We start from the raw sequence: 21,162 nt of genomic DNA, 5'->3' as shown, positions 1-21,162 counted from the left end.
GTAATCCTCCTCTTCTTTTTCTTTCAGTATACTATTTTTTGCGGGAGAAGAGAGAAGAGAGAAAAACAATTAAAGCGGCTCCGACGGCTGTAAAGGCGATAAAAGGCTCATCTGTCCAGTTTCGGACTGCGATGCCAGAGAAGGCCCAAACAAACACAAGCGGATATACGGGGTCCCGGTGTGCAAAGCGGAACGTCACAGCCAGTACAGAAGCTAAAAGAATCAGAAGAATCGTCCAGATGGCAGCTGAAAGGCCAAAGCCGTTCCATTCATAATACGTTAACGTATAGCTTATATTAGCCATTACAGCCACGCTGACCCAGCCGAGATAAACTGAAAATGGAAACCGGTCCCAAAAAGAAAAGTGTTCCCTTTCTATGCGTGAGTAAATGATGATAAGTGAAACGAGCAGGGCGATGATCACCAATGTACTAAGTACAAAAAACTCATAGTGCCAAAGAAAAATCCATGTTGCATTAAAGGCACAGCTGAATAAAAAGGGCACATGAATCTTCCGATCAATATGAGATGGTTTGAAGCCCCGAAGCAGCCAAATAAGCAGTAAGAAATAAATGAATCCCCAAATCGAAAATACATAGCCGGCCGGTGTGAAAAGAACGTTTATTCTGTCGGAAATCTCGCTGGTCGTCTGTCTATTAAGGGGGATAGCGTTTGCCAGGCTGTTTACGGCCACAACGACAAGAAAGCCAATTAAATTAAGCCAAAAAATTCGCACAAAATCGCCTCCTTTTTTCGTTCTTTTCCCTTTTACTTATATGCGCTAACTCTTGTCCTTTTTCTGGTTGCTATTTCAGAATAATTTTTAAGTGTGTGATATAATAGAAACAGTGCACCAATAGGAAGGATGGTTATATGAGCAAAACCGTTGTACTTGCAGAGAAACCATCCGTTGCCCGTGATATTGCCCGCGTTCTAGGATGCAGCAAAAAAGGGAACGGATTTTTAGAAGGAAATCAATATATTGTCACATGGGCGCTTGGCCACCTTGTAACACATGCGGATCCGGAGGGCTACGGCGATCAATATAAAACGTGGAACATAGCGGACCTGCCGCTTATGCCAAATACGTTGAAAACCGTGGTGATCCGCCAGACGAGCAAGCAGTTTCATGCGGTAAAAGCACAGCTTCTGCGAAAAGATGTCTCGACCATCGTTATTGCGACCGATGCAGGACGTGAAGGAGAGCTGGTTGCACGCTGGATTATCGACAAAGCCCATGCGAAAAAGCCGGTGAAGCGTTTATGGATTTCATCTGTCACGGATAAAGCGATCAAGGAAGGGTTTCAAAAACTTCGCGACGGCCGCGAATACGAGAACCTGTATCGATCTGCCGTTGCCCGGGCAGAAGCAGACTGGCTTGTCGGGATCAACGCGACGCGTGCTTTGACAACGAAGTACAATGCGCAGCTGTCATGCGGACGTGTTCAAACGCCAACGCTTGCCATCATTGCCAAACGGGAAGAGGAGATCAAGAATTTCCAGCCGAAGAGCTACTATGGCATCCAGGCATCTGCAGGCGGCATGAAACTGACGTGGCAGGATGCAAAAGGAAACAGCCGGACATTTTCAAAGGAAAAGCGTGATGAACGGATAGAAGCAATCGAAGGCGCCAAGGCAGTGATTACGAATGTGAAAAAAACAGCGAAAAAATCATATGCCCCAGAGCTGTATGATTTAACAGAACTGCAGCGTGACGCGCATAAGCTGTTTGGCTACTCAGCGAAAGAAACGCTGAATGCCATGCAAAATTTGTATGAGCGCCACAAGCTTGTTACGTATCCGCGTACAGACTCACGCTACCTCCCGCAGGATATGGTGTCTACCTTAAAAGAGCGGGTGGAAGCAGTAGAAGTGCGTCCGTATACACCATTTGCGGCAAAAGTGCTGCGCCGTAGCATTCAGCCGGGCAAATCGGTTATAAACGATGCAAAAGTAAGCGATCACCATGCCATCGTGCCAACCGAACAGCCGCCAATACTCAATGAGCTGAGCGACAAAGAGCGGAAAATTTACGATTTGATCGTAAAGCGTTTTTTAGCTGCGCTTCTCCCGCCATATGAGTACGAGCAGACGGTCATTGAAGCCAGCATTGGCGGAGAAATATTTACCGTTAAAGGCAACGTGGTCAAGTCTGCCGGCTGGAAGGAAGTATATGGCCAGGACGAAGACGCGGAGCCATCACTGCCGGCTGTTGAGAAAAATCAGCAGCTGCCGGTAAGCAAGCTGATCCCGACAGAAGGGGAAACAACGCCGCCGCCGTTTTTTAATGAAGGCACTCTTTTATCCGCTATGGAAAATCCGTCGAAGGTGATGAATGTAGACCAGGACGTGAAGAAAACATTAACCGAAACAGGCGGGCTTGGAACGGTAGCGACTCGCGCAGATGTAATTGATAAGCTGTTTAATACGTTTTTAATTGAAAAGCAGGGGCAAAACATCCGTGTGACTTCTAAAGGAAAGCAGTTGCTTGATCTTGTTCCTAAAGACCTGCAGACGCCCGCACTGACAGGGGACTGGGAGCAAAAGCTTGAGAAAATCGCGAAAGGAAAGCTGAAATTTGAGGCGTTTATGGCGGAAATCCGCACTTATGCAAAAAGCGTAACAAATGAAATTAAAAACAGCGATGCGAAGTTCAAGCATGATAATGTGACCGGCAAGCAATGCCCTGAATGCGGCAAGCTGCTGCTTGAAGTGAACGGGAAAAAGGGTAAAATGCACGTGTGTCAGGACCGCGAATGCGGCTACCGCAAGCAGGTTGCCCGTGTAACAAACGCCCGCTGCCCGAACTGCCACAAGAAAATGGAAATGCGGGGCGAAGGAGAAGGCCGCTTGTTTGTATGCAAATGCGGCCACCGGGAGAAGCTGTCTGCATTCGAAAAAAGAAAGCAAAAAAGTGGCAAGGGTGCGGCAACAAAGCGTGATGTGAATCAGTACCTGAAAAAACAAAACCAGGATGAACCGGTGAATACGGCGCTGGCAGATGCACTGAAAAACTTAAAACTATAATCAAACAACCGTTCCTTATTATTATTTTAGAATAATGATTTGGGACGGTTGTTTTTTTCTGAAAAAGGTGTCTATAATGATTTCAGAAACAAGAGCAGGGAACATCTATTAGGCTACTGCTTGTATCGTTTGTTTATTCATTATGACTTGTAGGGAGGAACATTATGCCGATTAATATACCGCATCAGCTGCCGGCACGCGAAGTGCTGGAAAGGGAAAATATATTCGTCATGGACGCGGATCGTGCCAGAACGCAGGATATTCGCCCGCTTAATATTTTAATTCTGAATTTGATGCCGGAAAAAGAAAAAACAGAAGCTCATCTTTTGCGTCTGCTTGGTAATACGCCGCTCCAGGTAAATGTCTCGTTTTTATATACGGCCACATATGAATCAAAAAACGTAAGTAAATCCCACCTCGAGCAATTTTATATTACGCTTGAAGAAGCGAAAAGCCGCCGTTATGACGGCTTGATTATTACTGGAGCGCCGATTGAGCTGATGGAGTTTGAAGCGGTCAGCTACTGGGCGGAGCTGCAGGACGTTATGAACTGGGCAAAAACAAATGTAACGTCTACTCTGCATATTTGCTGGGGAGCACAGGCAGCGCTGTATCACCATTACGGCATCGGCAAGTTTGAACTGCCTAAAAAATGTTCTGGTGTGTATGAACATGCAATCACCGATCCGACTGTAAAACTACTGCGCGGGTTTGACGATGTATTTTCGGCACCGGTTTCCCGTCACACTGATGTCAGCCAGGAAGCGATTGAGGCGAATGATGAACTGATTTTGCTCGCTTCTTCACCAGAAGCAGGACCGCTGCTCATCATGTCAAAAGATGCACGGAATATTATGATTACCGGACATCTTGAATACGATGCAACTACGCTCGCGGAAGAATACGAGCGTGACTGTGCGAAAGGCCTTGAGATAGACATGCCGGAAAACTACTTTCCAGGCAACAACCCTGCTAATCGTCCGCCAAATAAATGGCGCTCTCACGCTCATTTGCTTTATTCAAACTGGCTTAACTACTATGTCTACCAGGAAACACCGTACGAATGGAAATGAAAGGGCAAGACCGTCCACGCATAATGGACGGATTTTTGCTTGCAGAAAATACCCCTGGCTCCATAAAAAAAGCGCTGCCGGCATGTGCCAGCGGCGCTTTTTGCTTAATAAAACGATGTTCTTCTGTCTTCGAAAACAGGAATGCGGCTGCGGATTTCATCAATCGCATCAAAATCTATTTCACCGATAAGCATTTCCTCCGCTTCGCCTGCTTCAGCAATCACTTCACCCCACGGGCCGATAATCATAGAATGCCCGGCAAACTGATTGTCAGGGTCGGAACCAGACCGGTTACAGGCGATCACATAAGTCTGATTTTCAATCGCGCGCGCTGTGAGCAGTGTGCGCCAGTGATCTACACGGGCGAGCGGCCATTCGGCAGGAACGAATAAAACACGGGCGCCGTTTACAACTTGTTTACGGAACCATTCCGGGAAGCGAATGTCATAGCAGATAAATCCAGCCATCTTTTCACCGGCCAGCTCAAACAAACCATCTTCCTCGCCGTCAATTAAATATTTTTCCTCATGCATGAGCCGGAACAAGTGCAGCTTGCTGTATTCATGAATGAGGCGGCCGTCTTTGTCAACGATAATCATTGTATTTTTAACACCGCTGCCCGTATCATTGGCAACCGAGCCGCCAATGATGTGCATGCCGTATTTTTGGGCTGCCTCTGTTAAAAACTGCTTGGCCCGCTCTGCTCCGCGGTCCGCAATTTCATTCAGGCGCGTTAAATCATAGCCGGTTGTCCAAAGTTCTGGCAGCACAGCCAGCTCACAGCCGGCTTCGCTTGCTTTTTTTAAAAAGTCTGCCGCCCGGCTGTAATTTGCTTCCGGGTCGCCAAACGCTATATCCATTTGCAGACAGGCAATTTTCATGTTTTTCATCTCCGTTGTTTTTTTAAAAATTGTAACATGGTTGACAGGTAAAATGAAACATGTCATAATCCTCCTTAACAAATAAACGGACAATTGCATACATCTTATCAAGAGCAGGTAGAGGGACAAGCCCTATGACACCCGGCAACCGACCTATGGAAGGCACGGTGCTAATTCTTGCAGCGAAAGCTGAGAGATAAGAAGACTAACTAGAAAACCTTTCTTCTTATTTCGTGAAGAAAGGTTTTTTTATTTTTAAAAAGGAGGCGTCGGTCATGACCGTCAAAAACAAAACAGACAAGCCGTTAAAGATTGAACAAGGAAATTTATATACTACTATTCGACCTCAGCAGGGAGAGCGTGTCATGATTATCGGCGGCTCTGAAACGCTGACAGCGCGGTGTTCAGACGCAGGCGCAGCCGTTTTGCCGGTCGTTTCGTTTGCGCAGGTTCAGCAGCATAAATTTGATACAGTAGCAGCGCCGCTGTCTGTTCATCCGTATGCGGACGGAGCACAATGGACCGCTAAAGCCTATGAAGCGCTGAAGGAAGGGGGCCGGTTTGTTGCGGATTTTGCAGAATCAAGCTCTCTGCCTTCGGCATCAGACTACCCATACGCCGAATCACTTGCCGGTTACTGGGAGAGACTAAAAGCGGCCGGCTTTTCCACGATCTTATTTCAGCAGCTGTCCGCCAAGTCAGCACAAGAAGCTGTATTAAACGGCTGGACAGAACTTGTGTCGTCTAAATATCCCGTTACGGTCAATCGTTTTATCGCTGTGAAATAACATTTTCAAAATGGGTGCCGCCGTATTATGATAAGGGCAACAACATGCGAAAGGTGGCACCACGTGAACATTTTTTACCGAAAAACGTCATATACACATGAGCAATTTTTTCACCAATATACAGCACTTTCAAAAAATGAGTCCCATCATGCACTGCTTGAAAGCGGCCGGGGCGGCCGCTATAGCTTTGCGGGTATTCAGCCTTCTGCCATCGCGGTTTCCGCTGAAGAAGGACTTGTTGTAAAAAAAGATGGGAAGGAGCAGCGGATAGCCGGCAATCCGGTCCATGCGCTTATTTCGCTTCTTGACGAACGCAAAGTACCGAGAAAGGAAGGGCTGCCGGATTTTCAAGGCGGCGCTATTGGCTGGATCAGCTATGACTATGCCCGATTTATCGAAGATCTTCCGGATCACGCTGAGGATGATACCGGCCTGCCGGATACATGCTTTTTGTTTTTTGATCAGTGGGCGGCGTTTGATCATCACACGAATGAGCTTTTTGTGATGCAGCTTGCCGAAACGGAAGAAGGACTGGATGAGTGGTTTGAAGCATGGTGTGACCCAGCGGGACCGGTAGATTGGACATCTGGACAGGGAACGGATAAAACAGACGTTTCTTTCCCGGAGGAACAATTTAAAGAAGCGGTTGAACGGATTCGTGAATATATTGCGGCAGGAGATGTGTTCCAGGTGAATTTGTCGGTTCGCCGTGCCCGTCCCCTCACCGTACCGCCGCTTGCTGTGTACGCGGCGCTTCGCAACTTGAATCCTTCTCCTTATATGGCTTATATTCAAACACCGGACTTTCAAGTCGTTTCCGGCTCTCCGGAGCTGCTGGTGAAAAAAAGCGGACAGAAGCTGTCAACCCGGCCGATTGCTGGGACGCGTTCACGCGGTAAGGATGACGCTGAAGATGAGCGTCTTGCAAAAGAGCTTATCGACAATGAAAAGGAACGAGCTGAGCACGTAATGCTTGTGGATTTGGAGCGCAACGACCTGGGCCGTGTTTCCCGCTACGGCTCTGTTCATGTGGATGAATTTATGGTCATTGAAAAGTATTCACATGTCATGCACATTGTGTCTAATGTGTGCGGAGAGCTGGCGGAAAAGAAAACAAATGCTGATGTGATTGACGCTGTTTTCCCGGGCGGAACGATTACCGGCGCGCCAAAAGTGCGGACGATGGAAATTATTGAAGAGCTTGAGCCGGTACGCCGCGGCATTTACACAGGCTCCATCGGCTGGATTGGCTATAACGGAGATATGGAACTAAACATTGTCATTCGCACCATGCTTAGTGCGGGCGGCTATGGATATGTCCAGGCCGGTGCAGGCATTGTCATTGACTCAAAGCCGGAATATGAATACAAAGAGTCGCTGAAAAAAGCAGCCGCCATGTTAAAGGCGATGGAACTTGCGGAGGATGCACACACATGATTTTGATGATTGATAATTACGATTCGTTTACGTATAACCTTGTTCAATATCTTGGAGAACTTGGTGAGGATCTGGTTGTCCGGCGGAATGATGAAATAACGGTTGCCGCCATTGAGGAAATGAAACCGGATTTTGTGATGATCAGCCCGGGACCGTGCACACCGAATGAAGCGGGGATCAGCCTGGAGACAGTCGAAAAGCTGTCAGGACAGGTTCCGCTTTTTGGGGTTTGTCTTGGCCAGCAGTCGATTGCACAAAGCTTCGGCGGTGATGTTGTGCGCGCTGAGCGGCTGATGCATGGCAAGACGTCGCCTGTTTTTCATGATGGCAAAACGATTTTCAAAGGACTGCCAAGCCCATTTCGGGCAACCCGTTATCATTCACTGATTGTAAAAAGAGAGACACTGCCGGACTGCTTTGAGATATCGGCCTGGACAGAAGAAGGTGAAATTATGGCCATCCGCCATAAAACACTCGCGGTGGAAGCGGTCCAGTTTCATCCAGAGTCTATCATGACCGAATATGGAAAAGAAATGCTGCAAAACTTTATGGATACGTACAAGGAGCGGCCATGTTCACATACGTAAATGGACAGGTTATCCCGAACAGTGAAGTGCGTATTTCTCCGTTTGACCATGGATTTTTATATGGTGTTGGCGTATTTGAAACGTTTCGCACGTATGACGGAACGCCTTTTTTACTCGACGAGCATCTAAACCGGCTCAATCGAAGCTTGCAGGAGCTTCATATTGATCTGCACGTTGCGTGTGAAGAAGTGCTGGATATTTTAGCGCAGCTGGAAGAAGCAAATGGATGGCGTGACGCGTACATCCGGTTTAATGTGTCAGCCGGAGAAGGAGACATTGGGCTGCAGACCGCTCCGTATCAAAAACCAAATGTGATCGTGTTTCAAAAAAAGGTGGCATCCGCGGGGCCAATGACCGAAAAGAGGGGTGTTTGGCTTGAAACGAGGCGGAACCGTCCGGAAGGTAAAAGCCGGCTGAAATCCCATCATTATTTAAATAATATTTTTGGAAAAAGGGAAGCCGGGAGTGATCCTTCTATAGAAGGGATATTTTTGACCGAAGACGGGTTTGTCGCAGAAGGCGTAGTATCGAATATGTTTTGGGCTAAAAAAGGAACGCTGTACACGCCAGCGCTCCAAACAGGTATTTTGGGCGGCGTTACCCGCCGATTTGTCATGGATATTGCCCGTGATACAGGTCTCCGCGTTGAGGAAGGCCTGTATACGCCGGCCGAGGCAGAAGCGGCGGATGAAGTGTTTGTGACCAATTCCATTCAAGAAATCGTACCATTGCGGGCACTTGGTGAAAAGGCATTTCCAGGTGCTGCCGGCGAAGCAGTGCAGCTATTATTTAAGCAGTACCGGCGTGCTGTTCGTCAGTGACGAGCAGCACTTTTTCTTTTGCGAGCCCTTCATGGTATTTTTCCGCATCTTCTTCGGATAAGCCGAAATCAATGAGTGCGTCTTTGACCGGCTTTTCACGGGTGAAAATTGATTTTACTTTTTCTTTTAAGGAAGGACCGGCTGTTTCTACGTTTGCTTCCGTCCGGTTTTGGATGGTTAAGTATACATCGGCATCCTTTGTAAGGGCTGTTATTTTAGCGGGATCATATCCTTCTACTTTTAAATCTTCTATTTTACGAATCACATCAATTTCTCCATCAAATAAGCCAATTACCTGTTTCATGATAAACCTCCCTGCAAAATGAATTATCATTCTTTTCCCCGGGTTTTCTTCATAAAAACCTGGAGGGATCAACCAGGTTTTGTCGAACCTAAAGAAAAAGGGAGATGGTAAAGGTGATTAAAACAGCTGATTTATGTGATCATTATGCAGAAGAACTCACGCTCGTCGGACTTGAGCTGAAGTCATACGGGGGGAGAAAGCAATTTCATGGGCCTATTTCAACCGTGCAGGTATTTGAAGACAATGTACTTGTAAAGCAGGCGTTGCAGGCGATTCCGTCCGGGCATGTTCTTGTAGTGGATGGAGGCGGCTCAAAAAACTGTGCACTTGTTGGCGATTTGCTTGGTGCAATTGCGGAAGAAAGAAAACTTGCAGGCATCATTATCAATGGCTGTGTGCGTGATACAGCAGAGCTTGCCAAACAAAATATCGGTGTTTTAGCCCTCGGCAGCAACCCGTTTAAAAGCGTGAAAAAAGGCGAGGGAGAAAGGGATATTTCGGTCACATTTGGTGGCGCGGAATTTGTGCCAGGGCAATATGTGTACGCAGATGAAGACGGCATTCTAATCGCTGAAAAACCGGTACACGGATAGTAAAGTTCGAAAGTGGATCGTTTTTCTTCCTTATTATTATCTTTTTTAAATGTGCAGAAAAACGGCTCCAACATATTGTTTATGTTGGAGCCGTTTTTTTCTCTTTAAAGTTTGTCATTATGTGAAGGGTCACGATGATTAATAAATTGGCCCTCTTCATCTGGCGGCCTGTCAACTTTAGGCGCATCGGCAGGATAGGATGAGCCGCGGATAAAGCGGATTAAGATAAAACCTACAATGATGATGACGGCCAAAATCAGAAAGACTGTTAGTCCGTTCATGGAGCCCGCCTCCTTTATTCCTTCTCTTCCACTTATTTTGAACAATAAACCTTCGTCTCACTCTTTAAAATGGAATATTTAAAAAGTATTCAGTTTCGACTCTTCTTCGGGTATAATGAGCGATGACGGAAAACATATAGGAAATGAGCAAGGTGAAGCCGCTTTGTGCGGATTCTGAAAAGGGAAGCTGGTGAAAGTCCAGCGCGGTCCCGCCACTGTAAATGGGAGCATCCGGCAGACTTGCCACTGTGCAAAAGCATGGGAAGGCGCCGGGTGTGATGAACATAAGCCAGGAGACCTGCCTTGCTCATGCACCAAAAACCTGCGCGGATAGGTGGTGTGACGAACCCTGATTTCGGGTTCTTCATGCGCCTTTTTTTAACCAGAGGTGCTTTTTTTGTGTGTTAAAAAAGGAGGAAATACAAATGAAAAAAACGTGGATTACACTTGGACTATCAGCAGCACTCTTAGCAGGCTGCGGAGGCGGGGAAGAAAAAAAGACTGATACAGCCAAAGAAAATGAGCCGGCGAAAGAAACCGCTGCTTTTCCTGTGACCGTTACAGGAGCTGACAATCAAAAAGTAGAAATTGAGGCAGCGCCTAAACGTATTGTTACACTCGCGCCGAGCAATACGGAGATTGTGTATGAGCTTGGGTTGGGTGAGGAAGTCGTAGGGGTTTCGGATAATGATACATATCCTGAAGATGTTAAAAACAAAGAAAAAGTAGGCGGAATGGAGTTTAACGTTGAGAAAATCATCAGCTTAAAGCCGGATTTAGTGCTGGCGCATGATTCTGCTGGGGCTGCTGCGGAAACAGGCATTCAACAGCTTCGTGATGCTGGTATTGATGTACTTGTGATCAACAATGCAGCGAGCATTGATGAAATGTATCAATCATTTGAGTTAATTGGTGAAGCAACAGGAACAACGGCAGAAGCAGAAACAGAAGTAAAAGAATTAAAAGCTGGCTTTGCCGACCTTGAAGAAAAAGCTGCTTCTATTAAAGAAGAAAACGAAAAAAGCGTGTTCTTTGAAGTAGATCCGACCTTGTATACAGCAGGAAATGGTACATTTTTAAATGAAATCTTCGACATGCTTCATATTAATAATACGATGGCCGATCAAGAGGGCTGGCCGCAGGTAACAGAGGAAGCGGTTATTGAAAAAAATCCAGATGTTATCCTATTAAACTATGGAGGTTATGTTGAAAACGCAGTGAATGGTGTGTTAAAGCGTGAAGGCTGGAGCAATGTAAATGCAGTGAAAAATAAAGAAGTATTTGAAGTAAATGCGGATCTTACAAGCCGGACTGGCCCGCGCCTTGTAGAAGGAGCTGAAGCCATTGCGGAAGCGGTCTACCCAGACGTTTTTGCTCAATAAAAAAACGGCTTACATCATTGCGCTGATTTTTCTGGCTGCTGCCGCATTTGCCGGAACAGCAGCGGGAACGATTAGGGTGCCATTTAGCCAGATTACGGCTATTCTAGCACATCATATCGTTGGAACGGAAGGGAATATAGATCCGTCCATTGATAATATTGTATGGGAAATCCGTTTTCCCCGCGTTGTACTGGCAGGACTGATTGGGGCCTCACTGGCGATTGCGGGAGCTGCTTTTCAAGGCTTGCTCCGCAACCCGCTGGCGGATCCATATACCCTTGGTGTTTCATCGGGTGCATCGGTAGGAGCGGTTCTTGTATTGTTTTTTCATGTATCTATTCCGTTTCTGGGCGGCTTTACGCTTCCCGTCGTAAGTATAGTGACGGCTGTGCTGACGATTTTTTGTGTACTGCTGTTTGCGCAGGCCATTGAACGATCGATGAAACTTGAAACCATTATTTTAACCGGTATTATTTTCAGTTCGTTTTTAGGCTCATTTATTTCGCTCATGATTGCCCTTACCGGGGAAGAGCTCCGGCAAATCATCAATTGGCTGCTTGGCAGTGTGTCAATGCGGGGATGGCCTTATGTACAGCTGATGCTGCCGTTTTTTGCAGGAGGTGCACTCCTTCTGCTGTACTTGGCGCCAGAGTTAAACGCCATGTCATTTGGAGAAGAGAAAGCGAAACACCTGGGAGTGAATGTTCAGCGAAAGAAAATACTCGTACTGATTGCAGGTTCCATTTTAACTGGAGCGGCCGTTGCGGTATCCGGTACAATCGGATTTATCGGCCTCGTGGTTCCTCATTTTGTACGGCTTTTGATCGGGCCTGATCATCGACATTTGCTCCCTTTGTCCATGATTGCCGGCGGTGGATTTTTGATTATAGCAGATCTTGCCGCCCGTACGATCATTTCGCCGACAGAGCTGCCCATTGGCGTCATTACATCGCTGATTGGTGCACCGGTATTTGCACTTATTTTAATGAACCGAAAACGAAAAGGAGGCGTCGCGTGATGCTGCAAGTGAACGAGCTTTCAGGAGGATACGGAAGCGGGCTTATTGTCCGCGGCGTATCCTTTTCTGTTAAACAGGGAGAATTATTCGGTATTTTAGGACCGAATGGAAGTGGTAAATCAACTTTACTGAATATGATCAGCGGGCTGATCAAGCCGGATGCGGGAGAAGTTCTCATAAAGGGAAGACCGATTGATTCATACAGTCCGAAAGAGCTGGCGCGCATTATAGCGGTTCTTCCGCAAATGACGTCCAGCCAGTTTGCTTATACGGTAAAAGAAACGGTTTCGCTCGGACGGTACGCGCACCAAACCGGTTTTTTTAAATCATGGACTGAGCGAGACGAAGAAATGGTACAGGAAGCGATGCAGCGGACTGGAACAGCAGCGTTTTCTGAAAAACCGCTGTCTGCCCTGTCCGGCGGTGAACGGCAGCGTGTTTTCCTTGCGCAGGCGCTGGCGCAGGAGCCGGAAATCCTGCTGCTTGATGAACCGACCAACCATTTAGATCTGCCTTTTCAAAAAGACCTGCTCGATTTGCTGAAAAGAATGACAGCAGATGGATTAACGGTCGTTTCCATTTTTCATGACTTAAATTTATCTTCTTTATACTGTGACCGGCTGCTGCTTATGAACAAAGGAAGGATTCATGCGCTTGGCCAGCCGGCTGATCTGATGGTGGAGCAGGAAATTCGGGATGTGTACAGCACAGAGGTACAAAAGCAGCCGCATCCGGAAGTGCCAAAGCCACAGATCAGTATCCTGCCGGAAAGAGTCCTGTCAAAAGAAGCCGTTGACATTGATGCGCATTTGCTTGAGCATCATGGCGGGCACCTGGTGCTTCGTTCACCCGTTCCCCTTAAATCGCTGTCATCCGGCGTGATTGGCGCCGGCTGGGGATGGAGGAGCACGTTTGTAAACCGCCATGTGGATAAGCATTACAATATCGATAACTATGAGCAGGAAGCGGCTGCTTATTTTACGCAAAAGGGATTTAACCTGCAGGAAACCGTTGGAATGATGACGGCCGTTTATATGGAGGATGCGGCCTGGCGAAGAGAAGTGCAGGAAGATGCTTATGTTTTTGCGGTGGCAACAGCTGGTGCCGGCAATGCCGTAGATGTTACGCATCCGCGCAGCAGCTGGAAGCAGCATATTGCGCCAGGAACGATCAATATATGGGTTTTTGTAAATGGAAAATTATCAGAAGAAGCTTTTGTCCAAGGGATTATGACAGCTACCGAGGCAAAAACAAAAGCGCTTGCGGATAGAGGAGTGTTGGATGTGAATACGGGAACAACGGCAACGGGCACCTCAACAGATAGTATATTAATAGCAGCAACACAGAACGGTTCCTATCAGCAGTCTGCCGGATCGGTTACGCCGCTTGGCATTGCGATTGGCCGGGCGGTCTATCAATCAGTGACGGAGTCTCTTGAAAAAACAGCTCGCAGAAAGGGCGGCCTGTGATCGGGCATGCGGCTGCAATCGTCATCGCCCTGTTTCTGGACCGGCTTGTTGGTGATCCGCGCAGCTGGCCGCATCCGGTTAAATGGTTTGGAGCGCTGATTGCTTTGTTGGACAGAAAGTGGAATAAAGGAGCCCGCCGTTTCGAAAAAGGATTGGCTATGCTGGCCGTTGTTCTTTTCGTGACCGGCGTATGTTCATTTGGCGCGCTGGCACTCGCTGCCCGTCTTCATCCTTTTTTCTCCATTGCTTTAGAAGCCGTCATGATCTGGGCATCAATTGCACCGCGAAGCTTGAAAGAAGCAGGAATGGATGTGTATCATCCGCTCATTGCTGGCGATATGAAGGAAGCGCGCCATAAGCTTTCCTGGATCGTCGGGCGTGACACGGAAAAGCTTGATGAAGGGGAGATTACGCGCGGGACAGTGGAAACCGTCGCAGAAAATACATCGGATGGCGTGATCGCTCCGCTGTTTTGGGCAATGGTTGGCGGAGGCGGAGCCGCCCTCCTGTACCGTGCTGTCAATACGTGTGATTCGATGGTTGGATATCGAAACGAACGGTACGGCAGGTTCGGCACGGCATCTGCCCGTTTTGATGATATAGTTAATTTTATTCCTGCCCGTTTGACCGCCGTCCTGCTTATTTTAGCGGCCAAAAAGCCGCAGGGAGGACGGGGTTATGCATGGTATATCGTACGGCGCGATGCGAAAAAGCATCCATCGCCGAACAGCGGCTGGTGCGAAGCAGCTGTAGCGGGGCTGCTTCAAATTGAGCTGGGTGGATTAAATACATACAAAGGCATTGTGTCAGACCGTGCCCGAATGGGAGATGCCATTCGTCCCCGCCGCGCGGAACACATTATCGAAGCCGCTAAATTAATGGAACGGGCTGCTTATTTATTTGTGCTGCTGTTCCTTGCAGGAGTGATCATTTATGAAGCTGCCATCACATGGGGCTAACCCCGGTCATTTATATCAGGCATCGGGCGTAGAAAAGCCGGAAAGCATAATAGATTTTAGTGTAAATACAAATCCGTATGGGCCGCCCCGCTGGCTCAAAGAAACATGGCCGTCTCTTTTTGAAGTGGTGGAAGACTATCCGGACCCGTCCGGTAAAGCAGCCAAAGCAGCCATTGCCGCCCGATTTTCCATCGGCTCGGGAAATCTTTTGCTCGGCAATGGAGCGGCCGAGATTATTCATTTTATTGCCCGCCATGCTGCCGGCCGCAAAGTGGTGATTGCAACGCCGGCTTTTTCTGAATATGAAGATGCCTGCCGGGCGTACGGCTGCGAGATCCGGCATGTGCCGGTTGACCCGGAAAATTGGGTGCTGCCAATTGAAGAACTGGCCGAGCAGGCAAAAGAAGCAGCCGTACTCTTTCTCTGCACGCCAAACAATCCAACCGGACAGGTATTTCAAAGGGAAGAGCTGCTTGCGCTGCTTCGCCAAACCCGCCCGTTTGGCACATGGGTTGTTGTGGATGAAGCTTTTTATGATTTTAACAGCAGGAAGTCTTTGATCACAGAGATTGCTTCGTTTCCGCATTTAGCGGTGCTGCATTCCATGACGAAAATGTACGCGGTCGCCGGCCTGCGCATCGGCTACGTGGCGGCTTCACAGGAAATCATTCATGCCCTTACACCTTACCAGCCTCACTGGAATGTAAACGCGGTTGCGCTTCGGACTGCCGAAAAAATCGCGCAGGATACGGTCCATGCCGAGCAGACTAGAAAGTGGATTGAAGAGGAAAGGGATTGGAGCACAAGTGAGCTGGTGAAAGCAGGATTTATGGTTCTTCCATCTGCTGTAAATTTTTATTTGCTGCGGGATCCGGCACTCGTTGACCAAAAGCCGCTGCTCCGCTTTTTGCTTGGGAAAGGTGTTGTCCTGCGCCATACAGAAAACTTTCGCGGGCTGGATGGAAAATGGCTTCGTTCCGCGGTCAAAGGAAGGGTGGAAAATGAGCATCTGCTCACTGCTCTAAAGGAGTGGAAGACGCAATGATCGTTTTTATTACAGGAGGTGTCCGCAGCGGAAAAAGCAGCCTGGCTGAAAAGCTAGCGATGCAGCTAGCCTGTGAGGAAAGCCGTCTCGTTTATGCAGCATGCGGACAGCGGACAGACAGCGAAATGAAGGAACGTATCTGGCACCATCAAGATCGCCGGGCAAACTCAGGTGCCAGATGGATAACGGTGGAACAATCTGTTGACCTGGGTCAGATCGAGACAGTGCCGTCTGATATACTGCTGGTCGACTGTATTACGACGCTTTTGGCCGGTGAGTTTTTTCGTGAGGACAAGCCTGCCTCCGAAGCAGACGAACGAATCGTAAGTGATTTGCTTTCACTGGCTGGCCGGACGCATGCGGTCGTTCTTGTTTCCAACGAGCTGTCATTCGAGCCGATGCCGGGTGAATTGACGGCGCAGTATGCGAAAAAGCTCGGCATGGTTCACCAGCGGCTTGTACAGGAATGCGAGATTGCTATTTTAGTAGAGCACGGTATTCCCATTGTCAAGAAAGGCGGGATTTTATGCGCGGAGTGATGATTCAGGGAACCTCTTCCGATGCGGGAAAAAGCTTCGTTGCGACGGCTCTTTGCCGTCTTCTTTTGCAAAAGGGATACCGGCCTGTTCCATTTAAGCCGCAAAATGTATCGAATAACTCCTATGTGACAGCTGACGGAAAAGAAATCGGCCGGGCGCAGGGACTGCAGGCCGAGGCGGCGGGCCTTGAGGCCAGTCCCTTCATGAATCCGCTGCTTTTAAAGCCTGCGGGCAATGGTTCGTCGGAAATTGTGCTGTTTGGGGAACGGCTTGAAGTCATGTCCGGCATGGCGTACAGAAAGTCCTATTATGAGCAGGCCATTTCCGCTATTCAAAAAGGGCTGGCAGAAGTAGAAAAGCTGGGCGATACACTTGTGATTGAAGGTGCTGGCAGTCCCGTTGAAATGAATTTGAAAAAACGGGAAGTCGTGAACATGAAAACGGCGGAGCTTGCGGATGTGCCCGTTCTTTTAACAGCAGATATCGACCGCGGCGGCCTGTTTGCCTCGCTTGTCGGAACACTCGCTCTTTTAGAGGAAGAAGAACGCAGGAGGGTAAAAGGCATTATCGTAAACCGGTTTCACGGTGACCCTGCTTTCTTTGAAGACGGGAAAAAGTGGATCGAAGATTATACGGGTATCCCTGTTCTCGCGGTTCTTCCATTTTTGCCGGGGCATGCGCTTGAAGGAGAGGATTCTCTTTCGATCCGCAATGTAAAGCGGGAGGGAGCCCATATAGAGCTTGCTGTTATCCGTCTGCCGTACGTATCCAATGGAAGTGATATAGAACCATTTGCATTTGAAGAAGATGTGAGTGTGCGCTGGGTGGGCAGTGCGGATACGTTTGGTCAGCCGGATGCTGTCATTATTCCAGGTACAAAAAGCACTTTTGCGGATCTTCGCTTTTTAAAAGACACCGGTCTCGCCCAAAAAATCTGTTCCTTTGCCGAAAAAGGAGGAACGGTTATGGGCTTGTGCGGCGGCTTTCAGCTCATGGGAAGAGAGCTGGTTGATCCGGAAGGCCGTGACACCGGGGTGCCGGATTCGATCGAACGGGCACTTAGCCTGATTCCGGCTGATACGGTATTCCAACAGAAAAAAACGGTCATCCGTACAACAGGAACAGCGAATGGGATTCCGCTGTCCGGTTATGAAATTCACTTTGGCCGGACGACCGTAGACGGCCCGCCATTTTTAACGGGGGCTTCGCATACGGACGGCTATCGTTCAGAAGATGGGCGGCTTTGCGGCACGTACTTACATCATTTATTTTACAATGATGCTTTTCGAGCCGACTGGCTGAATAGGCTTCGTCTGGCAAAGGGTCTGACGAAGCGGCCGCCGGCAGATATAAACCGGGATGGCACCTATGACCGAATTGCTGCTCATCTCGAGAAATATCTTGATTGGCCGGCGTTTGAGGCTATTTTGGAGGAGCGGCGATGAAATCCTACTTATACGCTGCCGGGATCATCCTGCAGTTTTTTACGACCGTTCCTTTGCACCGAACTTTGCCCATGGAGCGAGCTGAGCGAAAAGCCGTTCTGCATTTACTGCCGCTGCTTGGCATTGCGAAAGGATGTATTTATGCCGGCACTTTCTGGGTTTTGCTGGAATGGAGTCCCTTTTCAGCGCTGTCCGCTGCGTTTCTTGTCTGGCTGCTGCCTATTGCGTTAACCGGAGGGCTGCATTTGGACGGATGGATGGACTGGGCAGATGCCCACTTTTCCTTTCGTGATAAGGAAAAGAGGCTTGCTATTTTAAAAGATCCCCATATGGGTGCATTCGGAGTGCTGGCCCTTGTTTTACTTTTAGCGGCTAAATTTCTATTTATTTACGAAACGGTGCGCGCTGGCAGCGGGTATACATACAGCATCGTTCTTATTCCGTTTTTTGCACAGGCGCTGACCGGCCTTCTGCTTCAGTACGTGCCGCCGGCGAAAGAAGAAGGCTTAGCCGCCTTTTTTCAACAAGGGCATTCTGCTTCACTGCCGTTTATCTATGGCTGTTTTTTCCTGGCGGCTGTGCTTGTTTATGCGTTTCACCCTATGTTTTGGGTAATGGCAGGTGCTTCGTGGATATATTTTATATGGATAAAAGGCGCCATGAAAAAAGAATTCGGCGGAATGACCGGAGATTTACTCGGTGCTTCACAGGAAGGAGCGGAACTGCTGTTATGGATGATTGTGTGGCTGTCGGTCTCTTTCGGCACGGGATAACAGAAGCAAATGAGAGGAAGCAATTTTGCGGCTGGACTGATGTGCCGCTCAGCGAAAGCGGGAGAGCGGCGCTTGGGCGGCCAATGGCAGATTATGATTGGATCGTAACAAGTGATTTAGTGCGCTGCAGGCAAACTGCCACAGTGTTTTGGCCGCAGCCCCAAACCGTGTTCGACAAACTGCGTGAGTTCCATTTTGGGGAGTGGGAAGGGAAAACGCATGTTGAGCTGGAGCATGAACTTGCTTATCAGCGCTGGCTTGAGGACTACTCCCTTCCAGTACCGGGCGGCGATTCGTATGCCTCCTTCGCCAAACGCGTGGAAGAAGGGTTTCGCGATGTATTAAACGAAATGGCTGAGCGGGACATTCAGCGTGCGGCGCTTGTGACCCATGGGGGTGTGATCCGCCATTTATTATCGGTTTGGGCGCCGGAAGCAAAAGGATTTGGTGAATGGACATCAGAAAATGGACAGGGGTTCGAGCTTTCGGGAAGCCTGGCCGACATGAGGAGGGGGAAACGATGCACTTCGTTACGGGTGGTGCCTTTAACGGCAAGAAAAAATGGGTGACCGCTTTTTATAAGCTGGAGCAGACACCGCACCAGTGGCATTCGTTTTATAAAGAAAAGGAAGCACCTGAATTAAGGGAAGAAATCGTTGTACTGGAAGGGATAGAGCTGTATATACGTGCCCTGCTGGAGCGGTCTGAAACACCGGAGGAAGCCCGGCTGCTGTTTCGAAAACAGCTGGAGAAGTGGCAAAAAGAAGACCGAATAGTGATTTTAATTGGGACGGATATTACAAAAGGCATTGTGCCAATGAATGCTTTTGACCGTTTTTTCCGTGATGCAGCGGGCTGGTGTTTTCAAGATACGGCAGCCGCCTCCAGACGTGTAGACACCGTCTGGTATGGTATTGCCGAAACAATAAAGGAGGAAACAGAATGAGACTGTATACACGAACAGGCGACAAAGGAGAAACGAGCATTATCGGAGGACGGGTTGGCAAAGACAATATCCGGGTAGACGCTTATGGCACAGTTGATGAATTAAATTCAGTTGTCGGCATAGCTATGACTGAGCTTGACCCGGTCAAGTTTCATGATATTCTGGCGGATCTGGAAACCATTCAGCATGAACTGTTTGACTGTGGCGGTGATCTAGCTACGATCAATGGGAAACGCGGTTTTAAGCTGCAGCAGGAATCAATTGATAATATGGAAGTAAAAATTGACACGTATATTCAGGAAGCGCCGGAGCTGGAACGATTTATCCTGCCGGGCGGCTCAAAAGGCTCTGCCCATATTCATTTGGCACGCACAGTAGCGCGCCGGGCGGAACGTCTTGTTGTCGCGCTTATGCGCACGGATGAAGAAGTGCACCCGGTGACGCTGAAATATTTAAACCGTTTATCAGACTATTTCTTTGCCATTGCCCGCGTTATTAACTTTCGTGAAAGTGTGAAAGATGTGGAGTACGTTCGGAGCGCCAATGTTTTCCGGAAAGGAAAGCGGAAAGAGGACAAATCATGAGAGCGGGAAAAGTAAGCTGGCTGGCGCTGTTTATTGCACTGTCTGTGGCGGGCGGGATGATAAAAGTGCCGGCACCTGTTTCAAGTGTGGCGCTTGATTCATTTCCGGCACTGATTGGTGCGGTTTTGCTGGGCCCGGCCGCAGGTGCCTTGATCGGTGCTTTTGGCCATATCGTCTCAGCGCTGTTCGGCGGTTTTCCGATGGGGCCGCTGCACGGGATTGTGGCAGCGGAAATGGCCGCCGTTATGTGGCTGTTCGGTAGGATGTACCGTTCAGGCTGGAAATGGATTGCCCTGCCGGCCTTTGTCTTTTTAAATGGAATCGTGCTGCCGGCGCTGTTTATCCCCTTTATGGGTATGGCGTTTTATGTAAGCTCGGTACCGGCGATTGGAGTTGCTGCTTTGATCAACGGTGCAGCCGCTTATATATTGCTTCCTCGCCTTGTACCCCTATTTAAGAAACGGTATGGCCGTTTTTATGCGTGATGTAATTCGAACAAACGGACTGATTATCGCTGCTGATAACAGCGGCGCTATTGGAGAAAAGGAACATGATGCCGTCCGGGCTCCGTATGAAGTAGTTGGTTACTTTTCAGCCCGGGTTGCTTTAATGGAATGTATGGCTGCTGGCGGAGAGCCTTTTGCGGCAGTTCTTCATAATTTCTCTGGAGATGCGGCATGGAAGGCGCTCAAGGAAGGGGTTCAGCGGGCGGCTGCTGAGCTTGGCTGTGCACTGGAGGTGACCGGCAGTACAGAATCGAACTTCAGTATGCTTCAGTCAGCCGCCGGCATGGTCATCATCGGCCGGCATGCTCGGGAAGCCGGCCGTGTAGAAGGAAGAGAAGTACAGTACGGTGTTATTGGCAAGCCGCTCGTCGGCAAAGAAGTACTGGAATGCGCAGAAGATGTAGCGCCTCTCGCTGTTTTTCGCGAAATCATCAAAATGGAAGGTGTCCGGGCTGTTTTGCCTGTCGGGTCAAAAGGAATTGCCCATGAGCTTGAGCAGCTTTCCGGCAAAAAGGGCTGCTGTGAGCTGGATATGAAAAAGTCAGCCGGACCATCTACTTGTTTTTTAGTTGCCTTTGAAGAAGGAGCGGCACAGCGAATAGAGAAAGCAGCAGGGCGGCTTTATCGGCTGCACCTCGTTGAATAAGACTGCCCGCAAATGTACGCTTTCGGCGTCACTTGCCGTCTGCGAATGCTCATGACCC

At 48.7% G+C, this 21,162-nt stretch carries 24 protein-coding genes and 2 riboswitches; of the genes, 20 read left to right on the top strand and 4 right to left on the bottom strand.

The window, feature by feature from the left end:
* Positions 1-31: 31 nt before the first annotated feature.
* A complete protein-coding gene (locus RIN81_RS10795) occupies positions 32-736 on the bottom strand; it encodes a TspO/MBR family protein (RefSeq protein ID WP_309090042.1) in 705 nt (234 codons plus the stop codon).
* 137 nt (positions 737-873) lie between these two features.
* On the opposite strand from RIN81_RS10795, the gene RIN81_RS10790 reads away from it, so the two are divergent.
* Complete coding sequence (locus RIN81_RS10790; protein WP_309090040.1) at positions 874-3,027, top strand: DNA topoisomerase III; 2,154 nt, start codon at positions 874-876, stop codon at positions 3,025-3,027.
* Positions 3,028-3,191: 164 nt separating this feature from the next.
* Entirely contained in the window at positions 3,192-4,100 is a 909-nt protein-coding gene (metA, locus tag RIN81_RS10785) for a homoserine O-acetyltransferase MetA (protein ID WP_242233876.1), read from the top strand.
* Positions 4,101-4,204: 104 nt separating this feature from the next.
* Here metA and RIN81_RS10780 read toward each other — a convergent pair whose 3' ends face one another.
* Positions 4,205-4,981: a carbon-nitrogen family hydrolase gene (locus tag RIN81_RS10780; RefSeq protein ID WP_309090037.1), complete on the bottom strand. Its 777-nt coding sequence runs from the start codon at positions 4,979-4,981 to the stop codon at positions 4,205-4,207.
* 101 nt (positions 4,982-5,082) lie between these two features.
* A riboswitch (SAM riboswitch) is annotated at positions 5,083-5,184 on the top strand.
* A gap of 72 nt (positions 5,185-5,256) precedes the next feature.
* Between RIN81_RS10780 and RIN81_RS10775 the strand changes: the two genes are divergently transcribed.
* The 4 genes from RIN81_RS10775 to pabC all read left to right on the top strand — a co-directional run bounded on the left by RIN81_RS10775 (position 5,257) and on the right by pabC (position 8,614).
* Positions 5,257-5,769: a class I SAM-dependent methyltransferase gene (locus RIN81_RS10775; RefSeq protein WP_309090035.1), complete on the top strand. Its 513-nt coding sequence runs from the start codon at positions 5,257-5,259 to the stop codon at positions 5,767-5,769.
* Between the two features lie 63 nt (positions 5,770-5,832).
* Positions 5,833-7,206: an aminodeoxychorismate synthase, component I gene (gene pabB / locus RIN81_RS10770; protein ID WP_309090033.1), complete on the top strand. Its 1,374-nt coding sequence runs from the start codon at positions 5,833-5,835 to the stop codon at positions 7,204-7,206.
* Positions 7,203-7,793: an aminodeoxychorismate/anthranilate synthase component II gene (gene pabA / locus RIN81_RS10765; RefSeq protein ID WP_309090031.1), complete on the top strand. Its 591-nt coding sequence runs from the start codon at positions 7,203-7,205 to the stop codon at positions 7,791-7,793. The genes pabB and pabA overlap by 4 nt, the downstream gene beginning before the upstream one ends.
* Positions 7,778-8,614, top strand: a complete 837-nt coding sequence (gene pabC / locus RIN81_RS10760; protein WP_309090029.1) for an aminodeoxychorismate lyase — start codon at positions 7,778-7,780, stop codon at positions 8,612-8,614. The genes pabA and pabC overlap by 16 nt, the downstream gene beginning before the upstream one ends.
* Here pabC and RIN81_RS10755 read toward each other — a convergent pair.
* Positions 8,583-8,918: a YflT domain-containing protein gene (locus tag RIN81_RS10755; RefSeq protein WP_242233870.1), complete on the bottom strand. Its 336-nt coding sequence runs from the start codon at positions 8,916-8,918 to the stop codon at positions 8,583-8,585. The genes pabC and RIN81_RS10755 overlap by 32 nt on opposite strands.
* Before the next feature lie 104 nt (positions 8,919-9,022).
* On the opposite strand from RIN81_RS10755, the gene rraA reads away from it, so the two are divergent.
* On the top strand, positions 9,023-9,511 hold the full coding sequence (rraA, locus tag RIN81_RS10750) for a ribonuclease E activity regulator RraA (RefSeq protein WP_375164531.1): 489 nt from the start codon (positions 9,023-9,025) through the stop codon (positions 9,509-9,511).
* A 104-nt stretch (positions 9,512-9,615) separates the two neighbouring features.
* On the opposite strand, the gene RIN81_RS10745 is transcribed toward rraA, so the two are convergent.
* Entirely contained in the window at positions 9,616-9,792 is a 177-nt protein-coding gene (locus tag RIN81_RS10745; RefSeq protein ID WP_309090024.1) for a hypothetical protein, read from the bottom strand.
* A gap of 133 nt (positions 9,793-9,925) precedes the next feature.
* A riboswitch (cobalamin riboswitch) is annotated at positions 9,926-10,112 on the top strand.
* 105 nt (positions 10,113-10,217) lie between these two features.
* On the opposite strand from RIN81_RS10745, the gene RIN81_RS10740 reads away from it, so the two are divergent.
* The 13 genes from RIN81_RS10740 to RIN81_RS10680 are packed head-to-tail and all read left to right on the top strand — an operon-like array spanning position 10,218 to position 21,104.
* Complete coding sequence (locus RIN81_RS10740; RefSeq protein ID WP_309090022.1) at positions 10,218-11,174, top strand: ABC transporter substrate-binding protein; 957 nt, start codon at positions 10,218-10,220, stop codon at positions 11,172-11,174.
* Positions 11,137-12,192: a FecCD family ABC transporter permease gene (locus RIN81_RS10735; RefSeq protein ID WP_309090020.1), complete on the top strand. Its 1,056-nt coding sequence runs from the start codon at positions 11,137-11,139 to the stop codon at positions 12,190-12,192. The genes RIN81_RS10740 and RIN81_RS10735 overlap by 38 nt, the downstream gene beginning before the upstream one ends.
* Positions 12,192-13,661 (top strand): adenosylcobinamide amidohydrolase, encoded by a 1,470-nt coding sequence (locus RIN81_RS10730; RefSeq protein ID WP_309090018.1) that lies wholly within the window; start codon positions 12,192-12,194, stop codon positions 13,659-13,661. Before RIN81_RS10735 ends, RIN81_RS10730 begins: the two co-directional genes overlap by 1 nt.
* Positions 13,658-14,620: an adenosylcobinamide-phosphate synthase CbiB gene (cbiB, locus tag RIN81_RS10725; protein WP_309090016.1), complete on the top strand. Its 963-nt coding sequence runs from the start codon at positions 13,658-13,660 to the stop codon at positions 14,618-14,620. Before RIN81_RS10730 ends, cbiB begins: the two co-directional genes overlap by 4 nt.
* The gene (gene cobD, locus RIN81_RS10720) at positions 14,595-15,665 is read left to right on the top strand and encodes a threonine-phosphate decarboxylase CobD (RefSeq protein WP_309090014.1); all 1,071 of its coding nucleotides are present in this window, start codon (positions 14,595-14,597) and stop codon (positions 15,663-15,665) included. Before cbiB ends, cobD begins: the two co-directional genes overlap by 26 nt.
* Entirely contained in the window at positions 15,662-16,204 is a 543-nt protein-coding gene (locus RIN81_RS10715) for a bifunctional adenosylcobinamide kinase/adenosylcobinamide-phosphate guanylyltransferase (protein ID WP_309090012.1), read from the top strand. The genes cobD and RIN81_RS10715 overlap by 4 nt, the downstream gene beginning before the upstream one ends.
* Positions 16,192-17,649 carry a cobyric acid synthase gene (locus tag RIN81_RS10710; RefSeq protein WP_309090010.1) on the top strand — a complete coding sequence of 486 codons (1,458 nt, stop codon included), beginning with the start codon at positions 16,192-16,194 and terminating at the stop codon, positions 17,647-17,649. The genes RIN81_RS10715 and RIN81_RS10710 overlap by 13 nt, the downstream gene beginning before the upstream one ends.
* Entirely contained in the window at positions 17,646-18,422 is a 777-nt protein-coding gene (gene cobS, locus RIN81_RS10705; RefSeq protein WP_309090009.1) for an adenosylcobinamide-GDP ribazoletransferase, read from the top strand. Before RIN81_RS10710 ends, cobS begins: the two co-directional genes overlap by 4 nt.
* Positions 18,380-18,991 (top strand): histidine phosphatase family protein, encoded by a 612-nt coding sequence (locus RIN81_RS10700; RefSeq protein WP_309090008.1) that lies wholly within the window; start codon positions 18,380-18,382, stop codon positions 18,989-18,991. Before cobS ends, RIN81_RS10700 begins: the two co-directional genes overlap by 43 nt.
* Positions 18,943-19,368, top strand: coding sequence for a bifunctional adenosylcobinamide kinase/adenosylcobinamide-phosphate guanylyltransferase (locus RIN81_RS10695; protein ID WP_309090006.1), 426 nt, complete (start codon positions 18,943-18,945; stop codon positions 19,366-19,368). The genes RIN81_RS10700 and RIN81_RS10695 overlap by 49 nt, the downstream gene beginning before the upstream one ends.
* A complete protein-coding gene (locus RIN81_RS10690) occupies positions 19,365-19,952 on the top strand; it encodes a cob(I)yrinic acid a,c-diamide adenosyltransferase (RefSeq protein WP_309090004.1) in 588 nt (195 codons plus the stop codon). The genes RIN81_RS10695 and RIN81_RS10690 overlap by 4 nt, the downstream gene beginning before the upstream one ends.
* Entirely contained in the window at positions 19,949-20,437 is a 489-nt protein-coding gene (locus RIN81_RS10685) for an ECF transporter S component (protein WP_309090002.1), read from the top strand. The genes RIN81_RS10690 and RIN81_RS10685 overlap by 4 nt, the downstream gene beginning before the upstream one ends.
* Positions 20,430-21,104 carry an ATP-binding protein gene (locus RIN81_RS10680; RefSeq protein ID WP_309090000.1) on the top strand — a complete coding sequence of 225 codons (675 nt, stop codon included), beginning with the start codon at positions 20,430-20,432 and terminating at the stop codon, positions 21,102-21,104. Before RIN81_RS10685 ends, RIN81_RS10680 begins: the two co-directional genes overlap by 8 nt.
* The last annotated feature ends 58 nt before the right edge of the window (positions 21,105-21,162 follow it).

The sequence above is a fragment of the Domibacillus sp. genome, from assembly GCF_031181085.1.
In the GTDB taxonomy this organism is placed as follows: domain Bacteria; phylum Bacillota; class Bacilli; order Bacillales; family Domibacillaceae; genus Domibacillus.
This window is presented reverse-complemented; position numbering and strand designations above follow the sequence as displayed.

Bases quoted from the DNA above. Each gene is read 5' to 3' on its own strand.
- RIN81_RS10730 (WP_309090018.1), top strand. From the start codon at position 12,192: ATGCTGCAAGTGAACGAGCTTTCAGGAGGATACGGAAGCGGGCTTATT.
- cobD (WP_309090014.1), top strand. From the start codon at position 14,595: ATGAAGCTGCCATCACATGGGGCTAACCCCGGTCATTTATATCAGGCA.
- RIN81_RS10740 (WP_309090022.1), top strand. From the start codon at position 10,218: ATGAAAAAAACGTGGATTACACTTGGACTATCAGCAGCACTCTTAGCA.
- RIN81_RS10685 (WP_309090002.1), top strand. From the start codon at position 19,949: ATGAGAGCGGGAAAAGTAAGCTGGCTGGCGCTGTTTATTGCACTGTCT.
- rraA (WP_375164531.1), top strand. From the start codon at position 9,023: ATGGTAAAGGTGATTAAAACAGCTGATTTATGTGATCATTATGCAGAA.
- RIN81_RS10775 (WP_309090035.1), top strand. From the start codon at position 5,257: ATGACCGTCAAAAACAAAACAGACAAGCCGTTAAAGATTGAACAAGGA.
- pabA (WP_309090031.1), top strand. From the start codon at position 7,203: ATGATTTTGATGATTGATAATTACGATTCGTTTACGTATAACCTTGTT.
- pabC (WP_309090029.1), top strand. From the start codon at position 7,778: ATGTTCACATACGTAAATGGACAGGTTATCCCGAACAGTGAAGTGCGT.
- cobS (WP_309090009.1), top strand. From the start codon at position 17,646: ATGAAATCCTACTTATACGCTGCCGGGATCATCCTGCAGTTTTTTACG.
- RIN81_RS10700 (WP_309090008.1), top strand. From the start codon at position 18,380: ATGGATGATTGTGTGGCTGTCGGTCTCTTTCGGCACGGGATAACAGAA.
- RIN81_RS10715 (WP_309090012.1), top strand. From the start codon at position 15,662: ATGATCGTTTTTATTACAGGAGGTGTCCGCAGCGGAAAAAGCAGCCTG.
- RIN81_RS10680 (WP_309090000.1), top strand. From the start codon at position 20,430: ATGCGTGATGTAATTCGAACAAACGGACTGATTATCGCTGCTGATAAC.
- RIN81_RS10755 (WP_242233870.1), bottom strand. From the start codon at position 8,918: ATGAAACAGGTAATTGGCTTATTTGATGGAGAAATTGATGTGATTCGT.
- RIN81_RS10790 (WP_309090040.1), top strand. From the start codon at position 874: ATGAGCAAAACCGTTGTACTTGCAGAGAAACCATCCGTTGCCCGTGAT.
- RIN81_RS10690 (WP_309090004.1), top strand. From the start codon at position 19,365: ATGAGACTGTATACACGAACAGGCGACAAAGGAGAAACGAGCATTATC.
- RIN81_RS10710 (WP_309090010.1), top strand. From the start codon at position 16,192: ATGCGCGGAGTGATGATTCAGGGAACCTCTTCCGATGCGGGAAAAAGC.
- RIN81_RS10695 (WP_309090006.1), top strand. From the start codon at position 18,943: ATGCACTTCGTTACGGGTGGTGCCTTTAACGGCAAGAAAAAATGGGTG.
- RIN81_RS10745 (WP_309090024.1), bottom strand. From the start codon at position 9,792: ATGAACGGACTAACAGTCTTTCTGATTTTGGCCGTCATCATCATTGTA.
- metA (WP_242233876.1), top strand. From the start codon at position 3,192: ATGCCGATTAATATACCGCATCAGCTGCCGGCACGCGAAGTGCTGGAA.
- RIN81_RS10780 (WP_309090037.1), bottom strand. From the start codon at position 4,981: ATGAAAATTGCCTGTCTGCAAATGGATATAGCGTTTGGCGACCCGGAA.